A 20,648-nucleotide genomic window follows, 5' to 3' on the forward strand; every position below is an offset into this window, starting at 1 on the left:
CGCCTGGCACTGATCAAAATGAAGCATCTCGCTTCATTATCTACCTGAAATAAGGCGTTTCTGTAGTTAAAAGTTGGCACGCTTTCTGCATTTATCAAAGCGTCAAAGATGACTTCAATACTAACAACGGCCAACGATGTCCGTTCTGATCGTAGTTGCACTTTAAAAGGGTGCAACTGATATTTCGTTCAGCACAGGATAAATGACATGGTCAGTTGTTCAGCAATACAAACCGTACGGGCATTTCAACCCTTGATCCAGCATTTCAAACAGTTGGGGCGCGGTATTTACTACACATTCAATCAGCAGACATATCAATGCCTAGACGTGATATGTGGCTTTTTATCATCTTTAAAAAAACAATAGTTGGAGTGCAGATATGAAAATTCTCATGATTGGGCATGGCATGGTGGGGCATAAATTCATCGAATCTGTACTGGAACAGGCCGGTGATGATGTTGAGTTAACTATTTTGGCAGAAGAGCCACATTTGGCTTATGACCGGGTACATTTGACCGAATACTTTAGCGGCAAGACTGTCAAAGACCTGAGTTTATGTCGCAGTGATTTTGCCGATGCCTATGGCATTGATTTACGTCTGAAGACCCGGGCAGTTGAGCTTGATCAGCTGAATAAAACGGTAACAACGAACCACGGTGAGGTGCTGAGTTTTGACAAGTTGATTCTTGCCACCGGTTCTTATGCTTTTGTCCCGCCAATTCCGGGCAATAACCGTCACAACTGTTTTGTCTATCGTACCATCGAGGATCTGGACGCAATTCGTGCTGCCAGCCTGAATGCAAAAACTGGCGTGGTGATTGGCGGTGGCTTGCTCGGACTGGAAGCAGCCAAGGCCTTGCGAGATCTGAATCTGGAAACGCATGTAGTAGAGTTTGCTCCGCGTCTGATGGCGGTGCAGATTGATGATCTGGGTGGCCGGGTACTGCGTTCCAAAATCGAAGATCTGAGCGTGCAAGTACATACCCAGAAAGCCACATCAAGTATTGAAGATGGTGAAACTGCGCAGCATGTAATGAAGTTTGGAGATGGCTCAGTCCTTGAAACCGACATCATCCTGTTCTCGGCCGGGATTCGTCCGCGTGATGAACTGGCGCGCCAGAGCGGTCTGCTGATTGGTGAGCGTGGCGGCATCATCATCAATGATTATTGCCAGACTTCCAATCCGGACATTTACGCGATTGGTGAATGTGCACTCTGGGACAATAAAATTTATGGTCTGGTGGCTCCGGGCTATGACATGGCGCGGATTGCAGCGAAACATGTACTGGGCCAAGAAAGTCATGCATTCGCTGGTGCAGACATGAGCACCAAACTCAAACTGATGGGGGTGGATGTTGCTTCTATTGGTGATGCACATGCCATGAGTCCCGGTGCTTTAAGCTATTTCTATGCCGATGAAGCTGCACAGATTTATAAAAAAATCGTGGTATCTGCTGATAAAACCCAACTGCTGGGCGCGGTACTGGTCGGTTGTGCCAAAGAGTATAGCGATCTGTTGCAAATGATGCTGAATGGTCTGTCTGTACCAGAACAGCCAGAAAGCCTGATTATGCCAGGCTTTGATCAGGCTACTTCTAAATCAGGTGGTAGTGGCGTTGATTTGTTGCCTGACAGCGCGACCATCTGTTCCTGTAATAACGTGTCTAAAGCCGATATCTGTTCAGCCATTGAAGGTGGTGCGACTTCATTGGGTGCACTGAAAAAATGCACCCAGGCTGCAACGGCGTGCGGTGGCTGTGCGCCACTGGTCACGCAGGTTCTCAAATCTGAATTACAGCGTCAGGGTGTCACGGTGAACAATCACCTGTGCGAGCACTTTGCCTATTCGCGTCAGGAACTGTATCACCTGGTGCGTGTGCATGAAATCAGGACCTTCTCTGACCTGATCCAGCAGCATGGTCATGGCATGGGCTGTGATATCTGTAAACCGACTGTGGCTAACATTCTGGCATCTTGCTGGAATGACTTTGTCCTGAAACCAAGTCATGCCGGCTTGCAGGACAGCAACGATTACTACTTGGGTAATATCCAGAAAGATGGTTCCTATTCAATTGTGCCACGTGTTGCGGGCGGCGAGATTACCCCGGATGGCCTGATTACCATTGGTCAGATCGCTAAAGATTATGGTCTATATACCAAAATCACCGGCGGCCAACGGATTGATATGTTTGGTGCACAGGTACATCAACTGCCTGAAATCTGGGAAAAGCTGATCAATGCCGGTTTCGAGTCGGGTCATGCCTACGGTAAATCCTTACGTACCGTGAAATCTTGTGTCGGCAGTACCTGGTGCCGTTTTGGCGTCGATGACTCTGTCGGCCTGGCGATTTTCCTGGAAAACCGTTACAAGGGCCTGCGTTCACCGCATAAAACCAAAATGGCCGTATCCGGTTGTACCCGTGAATGCGCCGAAGCACAGAGTAAAGATGTCGGTGTGATTGCCACGGAAAAAGGCTGGAATCTGTATGTCTGCGGAAATGGCGGCATGAAACCACGCCATGCCGAACTGCTGGCTTCAGATCTGGATACCGCGACTTTAATCAAATACATCGACCGTTTCTTTATGTTCTATGTTCAGACCGCAGATCGTCTGCAACGTACCAGTGTCTGGCGTGACAACATGGAAGGCGGTCTGGACTATCTGAAAGACGTGATTGTGCACGACTCATTGGGTATTGCTGCTGAACTGGAACGCCGTATGCAACACGTGGTCGGCACTTATCAGGATGAATGGCGTACCGCGATTGAAGATCCTGAAGTACGTAAACGCTTTAAAACCTTTATTAATGCCAAAGCGGCCGAGCAAAGTGATCCACATATCCAGTTTGCTTCGGTACGTGGCCAGATTCGTCCGAAAACTGAAGCTGAACGTGATTTCAATCGTATTCCTGTGGTTGAAGCCTAAATACCACAGTCAAGGAGAATAAAAATGACAATTTTAAAAGACATGAATGAATTGAACTGGTATGAGGTCTGCAAACTGGATGATATTACTCCGAATACCGGCGTTGCAGTCCTGATTGAAGATCAGCAGATTGCAATATTCCGCGTGGGTCATGAACAGCGCGTATATGCGCTGAGTAATCAGGATCCATTTAGTCTGGCCAATGTCATGGCACGTGGCATTCTGGGCGATCTGCAAGGTGAGCGTGTAGTCGCATCCCCCATTTACAAGCAGCATTTCAGTCTGGTGACCGGCCGTTGTCTGGAAGAACAGGATCAGAAATTACTGGTATTTCCAGCACGTATTGAAAATGGCAAGGTTCTGGTGAGTCCCACTCCGCAAAAGACCTATATTTCCAGTAATGGTCAAAACACAGAGCGTTTAAAACTGGTACTGGTCGGCAATGGGTTGGCGGGTATGCGCTGTCTGGAAGACTTGCTGGATATGGCGCCAGATCGTTATGACATTACCGTGATTGGGGAAGAGCCATGGGGCAATTACAACCGGATCATGTTGTCACCAGTACTGTCGGGTGAAAAAAGCTTTGCCGAGATCATGCTGCATTCAGCCGACTGGTATCGTGAGAAAGGCATTCGTTTTATTGCCGGAGATGCTGCGGTTTCTATCGACCGTTCGCGCAAGCAGGTGCATACCGAAACAGGCCAAGTGGTCGCTTATGACCGGCTGATTTTGGCCACCGGTTCCAAACCCTTTGTACCGCCTATTCCGGGTGCTGAACTCGAAGGCGTGATTAGCTTCCGGGATATTCAGGATGTTAACCGCATGCTGGATTACTGTAAAACCAAGCAAAACGCCGTCGTGATTGGAGGTGGTCTGCTCGGACTGGAAGCAGCTTATGGCCTGAAGCAGCAGGACATGAATGTAACGGTACTACATTTGATGGATCGCATTATGGATCGTCAATTAGACAGCAAAGCCAGCCAGATGCTGAAAAAATCAATTGAAGCCAAAGGTATCCGGATTATCACCGAAGCCAATACCGAAGCTTTGCTTGGTGTAGATGGCCATGTCACGCAGCTACGTTTAAAAGACGGAACAATTCTGGATGCAGATCTGGTGGTATTTGCCGTCGGGATTCGTCCGAATAAAACTCTCGCTGAACAGGCTGGCTTGCGCTGCAATCGTGGGGTGCTGGTGAATGACACCATGCAGACCTATGACCCGAGTATTTATGCGGTGGGTGAATGTATTGAGCATCGTGGTCAGACCTTTGGACTGGTCGAACCATTATGGGGACAGGCCTTTATCTGTGCGACACATCTGGCGGAACATGGCCGACTGACCTTTAAGGCACCAACGGTTCCGACCCAGCTTAAGGTCAGTGGTTGTGATGTGTTCTCGGCAGGCAATTTTGAACCGGCCGATGACTTCGAAGATATCGTGCTGAATGATGAAAAACGTCAGATCTATAAACGCATCATTATCCAGCAGGACAAGGTCATTGGTGCGGTGTTGTTTGGCGATACGGAAGATGGCGCTTGGTATGCGGAACTGATTGCAGATCAGACACCAATTAGTAATATTCGCAGCAAACTGCTTTTTGGTCGGGATTTTGCATTAAAAAAGGCAGGCTAATCGGATAAATCTTCCCCAATCCCTTTTTGAAAAAAGAGGGCAACCTCGCTGCTTGGCTAAAGGAGGGGTGGGGAGGATTAAATTTTTTGAGAAGTAAAAAAATAAATCAAATGGGTAAAAAACGAGATAGCAAAGATTTGGCGATATCAGTGAATTTAGATCATGAAGGAGCACAGCAGCAATGAATAGTATTCTGGTTATGGAACTGCATGGCTCCACAGAATTAAAAACGACCAGTACAGCAACCACCTGTCCATATTGTGGTGTCGGTTGTGGTGTCATCGCGCAGGTCAAGCCAACCCCGAGCGGAGAAAAAGTGATGGTTTCCGGTGATGTTCAGCATCCTGCTAATTTAGGCAAACTGTGCATTAAGGGCAGCAATCTGGCGGATACGCTGGGTCTGCAAACCCGATTATTGCAGCCGATGTTGGGACGCAAAGAACAGCGGAAAACAAGCAGTTGGGATACTGCCATTTCAAGTATTGCCCATAAATTTCAGCAATGTATCGATCAGTATGGACGTGACAGTATTGCCTTTTATGTGTCCGGCCAGCTTTTGACTGAAGACTATTATGTGGTCAATAAGTTCGTCAAAGGCTATCTGGGCACTGCCAATATTGATACCAATTCCAGACTGTGTATGTCTTCCGCGGTGGCGGCACATAAACGCGCTTTCGGTGAAGATCTGGTGCCGGCCAGCTATACCGACTTTGAACAGACGGACATGGTGGTTCTGGTCGGTTCCAATACGGCCTGGTGCCATCCGGTACTTTATCAGCGCATCATGCAAGCCAAGGAAGAACGTGATTTGTTTGTGGTGGTGATAGACCCGCGCTTTACTGCAACCTGTGAAACAGCAGATTTACATCTACCGATTTTGCCGGGGCAGGATGTGGCCTTATTTAACGGCCTGCTGCAATATCTATATCAACACGGTCATAGCGATCTGGATTTTGTCTCACAGCACACTCAAGGTCTGGAACAGGCACTTGCCAGCAGCGAGTCCGAAGCATTTATTGAAACTGTAGCGAACCGCACTGGTATTTCATTAGAAAAACTCAGTTTATTTTTTCAGAAATTTGCCCAGACTGAAAAAATTATGACCCTGTTTTCCATGGGCGTAAATCAGTCCTCGCAAGGCGTAGACAAGGCCAACAGTATTATTAACTGTCATTTACTGACAGGGAAAATAGGCAAACCCGGTGCTGCGCCTTTTTCCATGACCGGACAGCCAAATGCCATGGGCGGACGGGAAGTCGGTGGGCTGGCCAATATGCTGGCCAGTCATCTGGATCTGGATAATCCGCAGCATCAGCAACTGGTGCAGGATTTCTGGCAAAGCCCGGTCATCGCGCGGCAGCCCGGACTGAAAGCGGTAGATTTATTTCAGGCGGTGGAAAGCGGGAAAATCAAGGCCATCTGGATTATGGCCACCAATCCGATCGTGAGTTTACCCGATGCAGATCAGGTCAAACGTGCGCTGGAGAAGTGTGAATTTGTGGTGGTCTCAGATATTTGTCGGGATACCGACACCACAGAATATGCCGATGTGCTGTTGCCGGCACTGGGTTGGGGTGAAAAAGACGGCACGGTCACCAATTCGGAACGCCGTATTTCCCGGCAGAAAGCATTTCTAGCAGCTCCGGATGCAGTCAAAGCAGACTGGTGGGCCATTTCTCAAGTAGCGCAAGCCTTGGGTTTTCAGGGTTTTGATTTTCAGAATAGTCATGAGATTTTTCTGGAACATGCCCGTCTATCTGCCTATCAGAATGGAGAACTTTCGCAACGTGAAAGTATGCCACATTTCCGCTATTTCAATCTGCAAGGCTTAACTCAGCTCAGTTTTGAGGAATATCAGAATCTGGCACCGACCCAGTGGCCGGTCTGGGATCATTCGCAGGATCAGGAACTTAGCCAGTTATTTGGTCAGGGCCAGTTTACTCATCTGAATGGCAAAGCCAGATTGGTGCCAACCGTTGCTGCCGATCCTGTACATGCAGTTTCTGCTGAATATCCGTTAATACTAAATACCGGACGGATTCGCGATCAGTGGCATACCATGAGCCGTACCGGATTATCGGCCAATTTATCCCAGCATCGTGCTGAACCTTATGGCGAGATCCATCCACAAGATGCGCTGAAATATGGTCTGAAAGATGCCGAACTGGTCGAGGTGAAATCGGCCTGGGGCAGTTGTGTACTACGGGTGCAATTTTCACAGAATATCCGACGTGGCCAGATTTTTGCACCGATTCACTGGAATGACCAGTTTGCGTCCGATGCGCGGATTGGCAAGGTGGTCAATCCGGTAGTTGACCCGATTTCCGGTGAGCCTGAATTTAAGCATACTCCGGTGATGATCCAGCCATTTTATACCCAGTGGCAGGGCGTGCTCTATGTACGGGAAGGCTTTGAGCCGCAGATTCAGACCATGATTAAAAATACGGTGTGGTGGACCAGAATTCAAAGCACTCAGGCGATCCGTTATGAACTGGCCGACCGGCGCCGTTTTTCTGACATCACCGGACAGATCAAGAGTCTCTTAGACTTTAATGATGCAAGCTTTGAATGGCTGAATCTGGAAGATCAGACAGCGCATATCAGCCATAGCGTGGTACTTCAGGAGGGGCAGTTAATTGCCAGTTTCTATATTGCACCTGCAGCTTTGTTGCCAGATCGTGACTGGGTTGCCAGCCTGTTTAAACGGGAACGTCTCAGCGCCTTGCATCGTAAGGCATTACTGGCAGGTCAGGCCATGTCCATCAGCAACAGTGAAGGGCCACTGGTGTGTAGCTGCTTTAAGGTCGGTAAAAACCGCATTATTGAAACCATTAAAACTAAAAATATCACGTATGAAAAACAGGTCACCGCCTGTTTAAAAGCCGGAGGGAATTGCGGTTCATGTTTACCAGAAATTAGAGGCCTGATTAAAGCCTGTCAAACGGAGTACATAGAATGACAAGAAAAACTGTTAACACCGTTTCATACCCAGAAACCGAGGTGGTGATTCTCGCTGGTGGCCAAGCCCAGCGTATGAATGGCATCAATAAATTACTGCAAAAATTCGATGATGAAATCCAGCTGATTAAAATTCATCAGCAGGTGAAATCACGTGCCGCCAAAGTCTGGGTCAATAGCCATCGCGATCATGGCATTTATAAAATGATGTTGCCTTCAATTGATTTTTATCAGGATGATGAAACCGGCTTTCAAGGACCCTTGATGGGGATGAAAAGTGCATGGACGTATGTGCAATCCGACTATGTGCTCTTCATACCGTGTGATGTAACTTTTATTCCGCAGAAAGTCATCTCACGTTTGCATCAGGCCATGCAGCGCCATCCTTTATGTGAAGTGGCCGTGGTTGAGATCAATGAACGCGCACTATTTCCCTTTTGTCTAATGAAACGCAGCAGTCTGCCGACACTGATTCAGCATCTTGAACAAGATCAGCGCAGTTTAAAGCACTGTTTTGCTGATTTGCATATGCAACTGGCACGTTTTAAAAATCGTGCCCTGTTTTTTCACAGTATTAATTCCTTTGATGAGTTACAGCAGCATCAACAGCTCAATTTTCTCTAACATTGAGCAGCTAAAAACCGAATCAATCACATTCTTATTCACCAAAATATTGCTTGTTGCATCGATTGAGAGAAATTTTGGACTAAAAAAGAACAAATATCGTCCATTAGCGTTAATTAAACATAAATTTGTGCACAGTTGGAACATTTATTGCTCATTCATAGGCAACAAATAGGGCAGTGAATTAAAACTGTTAAATAACCGTGCAGAATCTCATCATGGACCGCAGCAATGAACAGCATGACAGCTTTGGCACCTCGCAGCATCTTTCAGGATCAGTTTGGACGGCAGAAACGTAAATTACGGATTTCTGTGACTGATCGCTGTAATTTTAAGTGCAGCTACTGTATGCCTGAACATCCGGAATGGATGAAAAAAAAAGACCTGCTCAGTTTCGAAGCACTGTATGCATTCTGCGAGTTGCTGGTGCGCCATGGCATTGAACAGATCCGGGTGACCGGTGGTGAACCTCTGATGCGTCAGGGCATTGTGCATTTTATTGCCCGTTTACAAACCCTGAAAGGCTTTGGTCTGAAACGTATTTCTATGACCAGCAATGGCCATTATTTAAAACAGCATGCTCAGGCCTTAAAACAGGCCGGACTGGATGACCTGAATATCAGTCTGGACAGTCTTGATCCGGAACAGTTTCAGCAATTAACCCAAAAACAATTACCACCAGTTCTAGAAGGCATTGCTGCTGCGCAACAGGCAGGTCTATCAGTCAAGATCAATTGTGTGCTGCTCAAGGGTATTAATGACAACCAGATTATTCCTTTAGTGAAATGGGCACAGCAGCAAAGGGTAGAACTGCGCTTTATTGAGTTTATGCCGCTGGATGGCGACCAAAAATGGAATCCGGCCGATGTGGTGAGTGAACAGGATATTTTAAACCAGCTCAAAACTGAATTTGAGGTCGAAGTGTTGCAAGACCAGGGTGCTAATCCGGCTCGTGGCTATCTGGTCAATGGTCAGTCACTGGGGATTATTTCCACCATTAGCCATTCATTTTGTGGCGATTGCGACCGTCTGCGCTTAAACGCACAGGGTAAGTTTTATAACTGTTTATTCGCCAGACAGAGCCTGAATCTGAAAGCAGATATAGAACAATTGGTACGGAATGGATCTACTATACAGACATTTCAGCACAAGCTCCGTACTTATATTTGGCAAAAAGAAGCCGGTTTCCATGCTATCCAGCAACAGCAAGCACAAATACAAAAACCGATTCGAAAAATCAGTATGCACAGTATTGGAGGATAAACATGTCATTCACAGATCAAAACCCGATCCAGATAAAAATTGAAGCCTTTGGTGCGATTGAACGGCAGCTTCCAGCCGATTTGAGGTTGCAATGTGCAGCAGATATTCAGGTTTCTGAAGTCCTGAACCAATTGCTGTCACTCTATCCAGATGTGCATTCAACACTAGAGCGCTGTGCCTGTGCAATCGGTGAGGACATTATTTCCAGACACAAAGTATTAACTCAGGACAGTACGCTGGTGCTGTTATCGCCGGTAGCAGGAGGCTGAGATGCAACTCAAGTCACTAAGACAATTTGCCCGGATCCAGCAGACTGCTTTTCGGCTGGAAGATTTTGATGGCATAACGCATTTTCCAGAATGTGGCGGCATTGGTATTTTCATCGGTACAGTCCGTAACCACCATCAAGGCAAAGCGGTTCGCGCCCTGAAATATACCGCTTATGCGCCTGTGGCTGAAAAAATGATCCGCGAAATTGAACAGCAGATTCAGGCCAAATATCAGGTGTCTTATGTGCGTGTGGTACATCGTGTTGGGGCACTGGAGATAGGAGACACAGCGATTATTGCCCTGGCGTATGCAGCCCATCGTCGTGAAGCATTCGCTGCCTGTGAGGAAGCCGTTGAACGGGTAAAACATGAAGTCCCGGTCTGGAAAGAAGAGTTTTATATGGACGGCAGCAGCCAGTATGTTGAAGGCTGTTGTATCCGAAAAGATCACGAGCATATTCGTTCTCCAGCTACGCAGCATTCAGGGACTCAGCACTGTCAGCATCATGCAGCACATTAGCATCCGTTGAAGTCCGCTTTTTAGAAAATTTATTGCATGAATCATTGATCAGAAAATTTATATAAATAATCCAGGAACAGCACATGAAAAATGTAGGGATGAAAGCAGAAAGTTATCGTACCGCAATTGCGACAGGCATCTTGCATGCACCACCACATTGCATCGAGCTGTTACGTCAGGGCAATACCGAAAAAGGTGATGCGCTGAAAACTGCCCGTATTGCCGGCATTTTAGGTGCTAAACGTACCGATGAACTGATTCCACTGTGCCATCCATTACCGATTTATCGTGCCGATGTGGAATATGAACTGTTTGATGCGCATGTCGAGATTATTGCCACCGTTGAAACCATCGGGCCGACTGGTGTGGAAATGGAAGCCTTGACCGCAGTCAGTCTGGCTGGTCTGACCTTGTACGACATGCTTAAACCACATTGCGAACCAGAAGATTTGTCACTGGATCAATGCAGGTTACAGCAGAAAAAAGGCGGTAAATCGCATTTTACCCGGGTACTGAAAGAGAGCTTGTCTGCGTCAGTCATTGTGCTGTCCGATACCGTTGCAGCGGGTAAAAAACCCGATACGGCCGGACAAAATGTGCTGGAAATTCTGGAAGAAGCCAATTTTAGTTCGATCAGTTATCAGGTGATTCCTGATGATCCGGAACAGTTATTGGCACTGATTGCACAGCATAAAAATCATTATCCACTGATTTTAACTGTAGGTGGCACCGGTTTGGGCCCCAAAGACTTAACGGTGGAAACCCTGCAACCGTTATTGCAGCGGGAAATTCCCGGTCTGATGGAAGCTTCAAGAAGTTTTGGTCAGAAACGTACTCCTTATGCAGCTTTGAGCCGTGGTGTTGCGGGCTATATTGATCAAAGTTTAGTGATGACCTTGCCCGGAAGCCGTCAGGGTGCGAAAGAATCGCTGATCGCGGTACTTCCTGCTTTGGTACATTTATTTGATGTACAAAAAAATATTTCGCATACAGGAGGTTATCAGTGAATCAGGTCATCGTACATTCTGCCTGCGGTGCTGAACCTGGGCTGATTTCAGTCGATCAGGCTTTGCAGATGATTCTGGAACAGACGCAAACCTTGGCAACCGAAATGCTGCCACTGGATCAGGCCTTGAACCGTTACTTGGCAGCCGCGATTGATTCAGCCATCGTATTGCCACTATTTTCACAAAGTGCGGTGGATGGTTATGCATTGTGTAGTGCAAATGCTGTGACGGCACACAGTACTTTTGAACTGGTTGGAGAAGTTCGCGCCGGGCAAAGTGATACCACTCAATTACAACCCGGTCAGGCGATGCGTATTTTTACCGGTGCCAGAATTCCGGCAGGCACCACAACGGTTGCCCGTCAGGAAATTGTCGAGACGCATGCCGGCCATATTGTCCTGACAATGGACTTAAATCTGCATGCCGATATTCGCGATGCGGGTGAAGAAATTGCCCAAGGGCAGTGTCTGGCAGATGCAGGTCAGCAATTGAATATTGGTGCGATCTCATTTTTGAGCATGGCCGGAGTACAACAGGTGCTGGTCTATCGCTATCCTAAAGTGGCCGTGGTCATTACCGGTGATGAAGTGGCATCCAGTATTGAGGACTTTAAGACCGGAAAAATCTTTGATGCCAATGCACCGCTGATTCAGGCCTGGTTTCAAGCACAAGGACAACAGATTGATATTCTGCATGTATCAGATAATGAGTCTGAACTGCATTCACTATTGAATAGGCTAAAAAATAAATATGATGTGATTCTGAGCACTGGCGGGGTTTCCGTGGGGGATTATGATTTTATTCGTCCGGTTGCCTTGGCTCAGGGTTTTGAGCAAGTGTTCTGGAAAGTGAAACAGAAACCCGGAAAGCCGATGCTATTTGCCAAGTATCCACGGCCTGATCAATCTTGCTGTTATCTCTTGGGACTACCGGGCAATCCGGCGGCGGTTTATGTCGGTATGCAGGTCTATACCCGTACTTTATTAAATACTTTGCAAGGACAAAAGCAGGCACCGGCATGGATCAGTGCGGTCATGAGCCATGACTTGAAAGCTGGTGCCCGCGAGCGTTTCCTGAGAATGAGGGCTGAATTTGATCAAGGCAGCTTAAAGCTGCAAAGTCTGGGAAAACAGCAATCCCATATGTTGAGTAATTTGCTGCAGGCCAATTGTCTGGTGCGTATTCCGGCAGGACAGACGATTCAGGCCGGACAGGTCGTGCAGGGACTCTTTATTTAATTATCAAGCTCATAATTTCAGGGCAATGGTCACAACTGATGTTGCTATTTAAATGTTTATGCACGTTATCATTCACCGCAATGTTGCTGGTATCGACACTGTTGCATGCCGAAACCGTGAAAATATATGCCGCTGCCAGTCTGACCAATGCCATCACGGATATTTCCAGGATCTATCAGAAACAGCACGCGGATCTCCGGATAGTTCCGGTTTTTGGCGCATCTTCGATACTGGCAAAACAAATTGCAGCGGGCGCCAGCAGTGATCTGTTTTTCTCGGCCGATTCGGACTGGATGCAGGATCTGGTCAATAAACAAAAAATTCAGGCCAGTCAGGTGCAGCCTGTATTGTTCAATGAGCTGGTGTTGATCAGTCCTGTTTCCCAGAAAATCAATTTTAAAATGTCGTCGCAATTTAAATTTGCCGATGCTTTTTCGGGTTATGTATGTGCAGGGCAAATGGAGTCAGTACCTGCCGGGAAATATGCCAAACAAAGTCTAACCCGGCTAGGCTGGTTGAATTCGCTGCACGGCAGAATCGTCGGTACAGATAATGTCCGTGCAACTTTGGCTTTGGTCGAACGTGGGGAATGTCAGGTCGGTATTGTCTATAAAACTGATGCCTTGATCAGTAAAAAAGTAAGAATTTCAGGCGTATTTCCAGCCAGTACGCATCATCCGATTATGTATCCACTTGCATTAACCCGTCAGGGACAGAAAAATAAAGCCGCCATCCAGTTTTCTGAATTCATCCAGTCCAGCCTACAGGCCAGACAGATTTTCCAGAAATATGGCTTTAAGCTCAAAGCGGTTCTCTGATTATGCTGACACCAGAAGAACTGAGTGCCTTGGCGCTTTCAGCCAAAGTGGCAGGCTTTGCCACAGCAGTGAGTCTGCCGTTTGCCATCGCCGTGGCATGGTGGTTGGCACGTTATGAGTTCAGGGCTAAGTTCCTCGTTGAGGCGATTCTACAGATGCCCATGGTTCTGCCACCGGTAGTGCTGGGTTATCTTTTGCTGATCGTGTTTGGTCATCAGGGCATGCTGGGGCAATATTTGCAGGCTTGGGGAATCCAGCTGGTCTTTAACTGGAAGGGTGCGGTACTGGCTGCCATGATTGTGGCATTTCCCTTAATGGTTCAACCGATTCGTTTGTCCTTTCAAATGCTGAACCGACAGTTAGAACAGGTGGCAGGATCGCTGGGGGCAGCGCCGTGGCGTGTATTCTGGAGTATTAGTCTGCCTCTGGCATTACCCGGAATTTTAATTGGCAGTATTTTATGTTTTAGTCGCAGTCTGGGAGAGTTTGGCGCCACCATTACCTTTGTCGGGAATATTCCCGGGGAAACCCGTACCATTCCGATTGCCATTTATAGCCTGTTACAACAGCCTGATGGAGAACACATGGCCATGCGTCTGGTCATTTTATCTCTCATTCTGGCTTTTTCTGCCTTGATTGCAAATTACTGGATCATGCAGAAATATCAACGTAAATTGGAGGCTTGAAATGCTGAACTGTGACTTTCAGTTTAATTATGCAAATTTCCAGCTACAGGCCAGTTTAGACATGCAATCGCAGTTGATCGGGATTGTCGGGGCATCGGGCAGTGGCAAAAGCACCTTTTTAAAAAATATCGCAGGATTATTAAAACCTTCACAGGGCTTTATTCATTTTCAGCAAAAAGTACTATTTGACCATCAGCAGAAGCGCAATATTCCTGTTCATCAAAGAAAGATTGCCCTGATTTTTCAGCAAGCCTTGTTATTTCCACATATGAATGTCATGCAAAATCTGAAATATGCAGAACATCTGGTCATAAAAAATAAAGGCCAGCAGAAATTTATTTTTGAAGACATTGTCGAGCTACTAGAACTTAAACCATTACTTCAGCATCGCGCACATCAACTTTCTGGGGGGCAGGCACAACGTGTCTCGATAGGGCGGGCACTGTTATCTTCACCTGATTTATTACTTTTGGATGAACCTCTGAATGGACTTGATCAGAAACTCAAGCAGCAGATTTTACCTTTTATGAAAGCTGTGATTCATCAGACCCATTTGCCGATGATTTACGTCACACATCATCTAGATGAAGTGGAATATTTACAGGCAGAGGTGCTGCAATGTGAAAAAGGTAAGCTGTCTCGGTGAAATCAATATGTTCTAAATCATAAATGCAATTTTAAAACGACAAATGCTTCCCAAATATTTTTCTCCATTTTAACACTCGCTAGCATCCTCCATATTCAGATCATACTCAAAATAGCCTAAGCAAAATAAATTTTTATTTCCAAACCCGAACCAATTCAAACCAGTCACGAATCGAAAAAAGTCATCCTCTAGTAAGTTTTTCAAAAAAACTCAAAAATATTGCTGATATTCCTTAAGCAATAGTACGTATATTAAAAAGTAGAAAAATATTTATTATATAAAACATATATTTAGTTTATTTGAGACATAAACTGGCACATCCTGTGCATAATTATTACAAAGTCAAAGAAGACTCTATATTTGTATGACGGCCAAAGACGTCCGTTCTGATCGTTACTGAAATGCTTCTTGCATCACAGTGACTTAAATATGTTCAGTTCTGATAAGGAAATGGCTATGTCTTCAAATACAAGTCGTAACAAAGCAACAAAAATAAGTCTATTTAACTTCAGTACTTCAGCGATGCGGGCCTTCCATATGAGTTGGCTCGCTTTTTTTGTCTGTTTTTTTGCATGGTTTGCCTGTGCGCCATTAATGCCAGTTATTGCAGGCGAATTTAGTCTGACCAAAGAGCAGATTGCCAATATTAATATTGCCGCAGTTGCCATTACAATTCTGGTGCGTCTAATCGTGGGGCCGTTATGTGATAAATATGGGCCACGTAAAACCTATACTGCCTTGCTGATTATTGGCAGTATTCCAGTCTTTGGTGTGGCTTCTGCCAACAGCTATGAATCCTTTTTATTCTTCCGCTTATTGATTGGTGCAATTGGTGCCAGCTTTGTCATCACGCAATACCATACCAGTATTATGTTTGCACCAAATGTGGTCGGAACAGCAAATGCTACCACGGCAGGCTGGGGTAATGCCGGTGGTGGCGCCACTCAAGCACTGATGCCATTAATGCTGGCGGCCTTGGTGATGTTTGGTGTCGAGCAGTCGATGGGCTGGAGAATCGCGCTTCTGGTTCCGGGTATTCTGATGATTATTGTCGGTGTGCTGTACTGGAAATTCACCCAGGACTGTCCACAAGGCAATTTTAAAGAACTTCGTGCCCAAGGCATCTCGGTTGGTAGTGATAAGAAAGGCGGAGTTGCTATTTTGATGCACGCAGCGCGTAACTACCGTGTGTGGATCTTGTTCGGTGCTTACGCCGCCTGCTTCGGGATTGAAATTTTCATCCATAATATTATTGCCTTGTACTTTGTCGATAACTTCCAGTTTGGTCTAAAAGAAGCGGGGATGGCCGCCGGTATTTTTGGTTTGCTGGCGTTGTTTGCCCGTGCCTTGGGTGGCATTGTGTCTGATAAAGTCGCTATTCAAAAAGGTCTGGATGGCCGAACCAAAGTCCTGTTTGCCTTGATCATGCTGGAAGGTTTATTTCTGATTTTATTCTCGCAAATGAACAGCGCAACCTTGGCTATTCTGGCGATGACCGTATTTGCCTTGTTTACTCATATGGCCTGTGGCGCGACCTATGCATTGGTGCCATTTATTGATCGTGATGCCTTGGGTGGTGTGGCCGGTATTATTGGTGCCGGTGGTAATGTCGGGGCAGTCGCCGCAGGCTTTTTGCTCAAAGGCATGCTGGATATTCAAACCACCTTGATGGTGCTGGGTAGCTTGGTCGTGATTGCTGCAAGTTGTGTATTGATGATTCGTTTCTCTGTCGAGCATAAGGAAAAAGAACAGCTTTTATATGAACAGGCAGTAAATGAACGTCAATTGGCTGAAGCACAGCAATAATGCAATTTTGAAAATAACAGGTATTAACAAGAAGGATCAACAGATCCTTCTTGTTGCATTCAATGGTTTAAATCGAAATTAATAGAGTTCTTTCATAAATCATTTTTTAATCATTAAAAAGAAATTCTCTCTCCTTGTAGGAGATGAGCAGCACTGCTGCGCAAGGGAGAGGTTGTTTCTAAGAATTACCCTCATCCTCTTGCGAAGCTATGCTTCTCATCCCAAAGGGAGAAGGAACTTCCAAACTTCATTAAATATGAATGTAACGATCATTTTTCGATTTATGAAAGATATCTAATAAGATGAGAGTTCTTACTTACATTATTTTAAATTATGATAAAAAGATTCTTTACAACCCAGACGAAGGTTTTTTATTCCCCATTTAAGGATGAAGCTAATAATATTTTTTGACTTATGAAAAAACCAATAATCCTGATTAAATATTCTGAAAAGTTTTTTTAATATATTTTTTTTATAGATAAATATAAAAGAGGTTAATTTAAAAAATTAATAATAGCTCTTAAAACTATTTTTTGATTTTAATTGATTTGAAATAATTAGCGAAGACGAATCATTTTAATCCAAAGTGTAAATAAGCGATAGGGTTATAAAAATAAAAAGCCATCGACAGGATGGCTTTTATGGATCAGAAAAAATTAATACGTTTTATAGGGTAAGAATTTACCCGATAATACGACATTCACCCGATCCCCATTCGGGTTATTCTCACGTTGAATATCCATATTGAAATCAATGGCACTCATAATTCCATCGCCAAATTCTTCATGAATGAGTTCTTTAATGGTCATGCCATAGACACTGACAACCTCATACCAGCGATAAATCAATGGATCTGTCGGTACGCTGGTCGGCAAAGAACCTTTATAAGGAACGATTTGCAGCCATGCAACAGCTTCATCAGTCAATTCAAATATTTCACCAATTTTTTCTGCCTGTTCTTTATTAAAAGCCATCTGACCTAAACATGCAGCAGTTGTCCATTCTTTAGAGAGCCCTATAGTTTCAGCAACATCTGACCATTTTATAGACTTTAAAACTTTGGCTGAAATAATCATGTCTGTCACTTGTTGACGATGGCTAATCATAATATTCTCCAATCCCTATATTCTAAAAATTATCTCTATAGCTAATGCATGGATCATGCCAATATAATCTTGATTTTTTAAATTTTATAATAATTTTTGACCTCATTTAAATAATATTAAATAGATGGCATGCTATTTGCTTTTTTATTAGATAAATATGGCAACGGCGCCATGACACGATTGATCTGTTTGAATGAAAAAGGCAAAGATGCCTAAGGTTGAAATAGACCTTAGGCATCTTTTTATTTCATAACAGTTAAAAGTTTTATATAAAGGGGATATAAATATGGCTTATCTTGCTCCTGCAGAATTTGCAAAAAAAGTAGTCGATGCTGGTGAAGCAAAACTGCATATGGCAACACGGGATGTTTTAATTCGTGCATTTATGGCGGGCGCGATTCTGGCACTGGCAGCAGTATTTGCGGTGACGATTGCCGTACAAACAGGGGTGCCTCTGATCGGTGCGCTGTTGTTTCCAGTCGGTTTTTGCATGTTGTATCTACTGGGTTATGACCTGCTGACCGGGGTGTTTGTCTTGACGCCTTTGGCCTGGTTAGACAAACGTCCGGGGGTAACATGGGCGCGTATTTTAAAAAACTGGGGGCTGGTTTTTTTAGGTAACTTTGCCGGATGTTTAACTGTCGCAGTATTGATGGCCGCGGTCTATACCATGGGTTTCGCTGCTGAGCCGAATGCAGTCGGAGTTAAAATTGCCCATATTGGTGAAGACCGGACTTTGGGCTATGCCGAATATGGCTTTGCTGGCTGGATGACGATCTTTATTCGCGGCATGCTATGTAACTGGATGGTCTCACTCGGTGTCATTGGTGCCATGATGTCGACCACAGTCAGCGGAAAATTCATCGCAATGTGGATGCCAATCATGCTGTTCTTTGCCATGGGCTTTGAGCATTCCGTCGTGAATATGTTCCTGTTCCCATTTGCCATGATGATGGGTGGTGACTTCTCGATTAGCGACTATTTTTTGTGGAATGAACTACCGGTAGCACTGGGCAATCTGGTGGGTGGTTTAGCTTTGACAGGTCTGGCGCTGTATACCACGCATGTACGCACTGGCGACAAAAAAGAATTCTAAGCGCAAATAATGAGTGCATAGCATAAAAATAAAGGGATCAATTTGATCCCTTTTTGAGTATCGAAAATGAATAAAAAACTAAAGATCAGTATCGGGCAATATTCTTCTGCTGGAATCAAGGCACAAAATCAGGATTTTCATGGCATTTATATTCCGGATGGTTATGCACTGAGCAGCAAAGGTATTGCCTGTGCAATTGCAGATGGAATCAGCAGTAGCAATGTCAGCCATATTGCGGCAGAAACTGCGGTGAGCAGTTTTTTATCTGATTATTATTCAACTTCGGATGCCTGGAGCACCCAAACTTCGGCTGCGCGTGTGATTCGCGCCACCAACTCCTGGCTCTATGCCCAGACCCAGCAGAGCCAAGGGCGTTTTGATAAAGACCGGGGTTATGTCTGCACCTTCAGCGCGCTGATTTTGAAACAAAATAGGGCACATCTTTTTCATGTGGGCGATAGCCGGATTTATCGCATTCAGGCGCAGAGTATTGAACAACTGACCATTGATCATCGGGTTTGCCTGTCTTCAACCGAACATTATTTAAGTCGTGCTTTAGGTGTAGATCACCGGATAGAGGTTGATTATCAACAGCTTGAGTTATATGAAGATGATATCTTTCTGCTGATGACCGATGGCGCCTATGAATTTATTGATATACAGCTGCTTGCAGATATGCTTTTGCAAAAACAAAGCCTGAATGCTATTGCCAAATCTGTGGTTGAACTGGCCTTAAAACGTGGCAGTGATGACAATCTCACTATTCAAATCATCCGGATTGATGCATTAGCTGAAGCAGAAAACTTCCAAATACAGAATGATATTTTATTTCCACAGCTGCTCAATCATGGCGATCTGTTCGAAGGCTATCGGGTTGATAAAATTTTGCACCAAAATCATCGTAGTAGTCTTTATTTAGCACACGACGAGGTGACGCAAAATCAACTGGTCATTAAAACCTTATCTGTCGATTTGCAAGATGATCTAAAAGCGGTAGAACAATTTCAACTGGAAGACTGGGTATCAAAACGTTTAAAGCATGAAAATTTAATGCAATGCTATCCTCATCGCGGCCGCAAGCAGTTTTTGTTTCAGAGTTATGAATACTTGCAGGGGCAAAGTCTAAGCCACTGGCTACATTGTCAGAAAAATAATCTAAGCTTGGAGCAGTTGCTGCCGATCATTGAGCAGGTAGCCAAAGCACTAAATGCCATGCATCGACTTGAAATGCTACATCAGGATGTACGACCAGAAAATGTCATGCTGCTTGAACCGATCGATGCTTTGAAAGTTAAACTGATTGATTATGGATCGACGGCGGTCAGGGGGCTGGCCGAATTAAATCCTAAACATGCAGATGTGCCATTAGGAACGCTGGCATTTATGGCACCTGAATATTTTACAGGGCATTCACCTTCGGTAAAATCAGACCAGTTTTCGCTGGCGGTAATGAGCTATTATTTATTGACCCGGCAATTGCCTTATGGGACAGAGCTGGCGCGCTGCAAGACCGAAAAAAAATTAAAACAGGTACGCTATCATCCGCTATCTGAATATCGTCCAGACTTACCCGATGCTTTGGACATGATTTTAAAAAAAGCATTGTCAATTCGTCCAGAGCAACGTTATGAGGCACTTTCAGCCTTTATCTATGAACTGAAACAACCCGACCTTGAATTAAAACAATCTGCTTCGCGTCCTGTTATTGAGCGTCATCCGCTTGCATTCTGGCAATGTTGCACCGCGACTCTGTTTGTTTTAGTGCTCTTGCTGGTTTCCCTGTATTTTATCAAATGAAGATCAGCTCCATAGGCGAATTTTAATCTGTCAAACCAGTACTATCGGAAATGCTGTTGTAAATTTTGCTGCGAAAAATTAAAAAAATAGCAAAGGCCATGATATAGAAATTTAGCTCTATAAGGCTTTATAAAGAGCTTATGAATGACATGGGATCAATCATCCGCTCAATTTTAACCGGCTTTATAGATAAAGAAACTGGTTTAGCTCCAGGTAAATTTATCTGTATATTATATTTTGCCAACTGGAAATA

At 45.0% G+C, this 20,648-nt stretch carries 16 protein-coding genes; 15 read left to right on the forward strand and 1 reads right to left on the reverse strand.

Annotation, left to right across the window (positions count from 1 at the left end; all coding sequences use genetic code 11):
* The first annotated feature begins 379 nt into the window (after positions 1-379).
* The 13 genes from nirB to AC3IT7_RS06925 all read left to right on the forward strand — a co-directional run bounded on the left by nirB (position 380) and on the right by AC3IT7_RS06925 (position 16,396).
* Complete coding sequence (nirB, locus tag AC3IT7_RS06865; RefSeq protein WP_489249865.1) at positions 380-2,926, forward strand: nitrite reductase large subunit NirB; 2,547 nt, start codon at positions 380-382, stop codon at positions 2,924-2,926.
* A gap of 24 nt (positions 2,927-2,950) precedes the next feature.
* Positions 2,951-4,561, forward strand: a complete 1,611-nt coding sequence (nirD, locus tag AC3IT7_RS06870; RefSeq protein WP_489249866.1) for a nitrite reductase small subunit NirD — start codon at positions 2,951-2,953, stop codon at positions 4,559-4,561.
* A gap of 181 nt (positions 4,562-4,742) precedes the next feature.
* The gene (locus AC3IT7_RS06875) at positions 4,743-7,520 is read left to right on the forward strand and encodes a molybdopterin-dependent oxidoreductase (protein ID WP_489249867.1); all 2,778 of its coding nucleotides are present in this window, start codon (positions 4,743-4,745) and stop codon (positions 7,518-7,520) included.
* A complete protein-coding gene (locus tag AC3IT7_RS06880) occupies positions 7,517-8,143 on the forward strand; it encodes an NTP transferase domain-containing protein (protein WP_489249868.1) in 627 nt (208 codons plus the stop codon). Before AC3IT7_RS06875 ends, AC3IT7_RS06880 begins: the two co-directional genes overlap by 4 nt.
* Before the next feature lie 231 nt (positions 8,144-8,374).
* Positions 8,375-9,406 (forward strand): GTP 3',8-cyclase MoaA, encoded by a 1,032-nt coding sequence (gene moaA, locus AC3IT7_RS06885; RefSeq protein WP_489249869.1) that lies wholly within the window; start codon positions 8,375-8,377, stop codon positions 9,404-9,406.
* Positions 9,407-9,408: 2 nt separating this feature from the next.
* Complete coding sequence (locus AC3IT7_RS06890; RefSeq protein ID WP_489249870.1) at positions 9,409-9,675, forward strand: MoaD/ThiS family protein; 267 nt, start codon at positions 9,409-9,411, stop codon at positions 9,673-9,675.
* A gap of 1 nt (position 9,676) precedes the next feature.
* On the forward strand, positions 9,677-10,195 hold the full coding sequence (locus AC3IT7_RS06895) for a molybdenum cofactor biosynthesis protein MoaE (RefSeq protein WP_489249871.1): 519 nt from the start codon (positions 9,677-9,679) through the stop codon (positions 10,193-10,195).
* 83 nt (positions 10,196-10,278) lie between these two features.
* On the forward strand, positions 10,279-11,202 hold the full coding sequence (gene moaCB, locus AC3IT7_RS06900) for a bifunctional molybdenum cofactor biosynthesis protein MoaC/MoaB (RefSeq protein ID WP_489249872.1): 924 nt from the start codon (positions 10,279-10,281) through the stop codon (positions 11,200-11,202).
* The gene (locus tag AC3IT7_RS06905; protein WP_489249873.1) at positions 11,199-12,440 is read left to right on the forward strand and encodes a molybdopterin molybdotransferase MoeA; all 1,242 of its coding nucleotides are present in this window, start codon (positions 11,199-11,201) and stop codon (positions 12,438-12,440) included. Before moaCB ends, AC3IT7_RS06905 begins: the two co-directional genes overlap by 4 nt.
* 38 nt (positions 12,441-12,478) lie before the next feature.
* Positions 12,479-13,258: a molybdate ABC transporter substrate-binding protein gene (gene modA / locus AC3IT7_RS06910; protein ID WP_489249874.1), complete on the forward strand. Its 780-nt coding sequence runs from the start codon at positions 12,479-12,481 to the stop codon at positions 13,256-13,258.
* Between the two features lie 2 nt (positions 13,259-13,260).
* The gene (modB, locus tag AC3IT7_RS06915) at positions 13,261-13,944 is read left to right on the forward strand and encodes a molybdate ABC transporter permease subunit (protein WP_489249875.1); all 684 of its coding nucleotides are present in this window, start codon (positions 13,261-13,263) and stop codon (positions 13,942-13,944) included.
* A gap of 1 nt (position 13,945) precedes the next feature.
* On the forward strand, positions 13,946-14,590 hold the full coding sequence (locus AC3IT7_RS06920; protein ID WP_489249876.1) for an ATP-binding cassette domain-containing protein: 645 nt from the start codon (positions 13,946-13,948) through the stop codon (positions 14,588-14,590).
* Positions 14,591-15,046: 456 nt separating this feature from the next.
* Positions 15,047-16,396: an MFS transporter gene (locus AC3IT7_RS06925; RefSeq protein ID WP_489249877.1), complete on the forward strand. Its 1,350-nt coding sequence runs from the start codon at positions 15,047-15,049 to the stop codon at positions 16,394-16,396.
* Positions 16,397-17,052: 656 nt separating this feature from the next.
* On the opposite strand, the gene cynS is transcribed toward AC3IT7_RS06925, so the two are convergent.
* Entirely contained in the window at positions 17,053-17,502 is a 450-nt protein-coding gene (gene cynS / locus AC3IT7_RS06930) for a cyanase (RefSeq protein ID WP_489249878.1), read from the reverse strand.
* A gap of 286 nt (positions 17,503-17,788) precedes the next feature.
* Here cynS and AC3IT7_RS06935 point away from each other — a divergent pair, with 286 nt between their 5' ends.
* Positions 17,789-18,598, forward strand: a complete 810-nt coding sequence (locus AC3IT7_RS06935; protein ID WP_180096629.1) for a formate/nitrite transporter family protein — start codon at positions 17,789-17,791, stop codon at positions 18,596-18,598.
* A 66-nt stretch (positions 18,599-18,664) separates the two neighbouring features.
* A complete protein-coding gene (locus AC3IT7_RS06940) occupies positions 18,665-20,395 on the forward strand; it encodes a bifunctional protein-serine/threonine kinase/phosphatase (RefSeq protein WP_489249879.1) in 1,731 nt (576 codons plus the stop codon).
* Positions 20,396-20,648: the final 253 nt, after the last annotated feature.

It is taken from the genome of Acinetobacter sp. KH_038, from assembly GCF_057839405.1.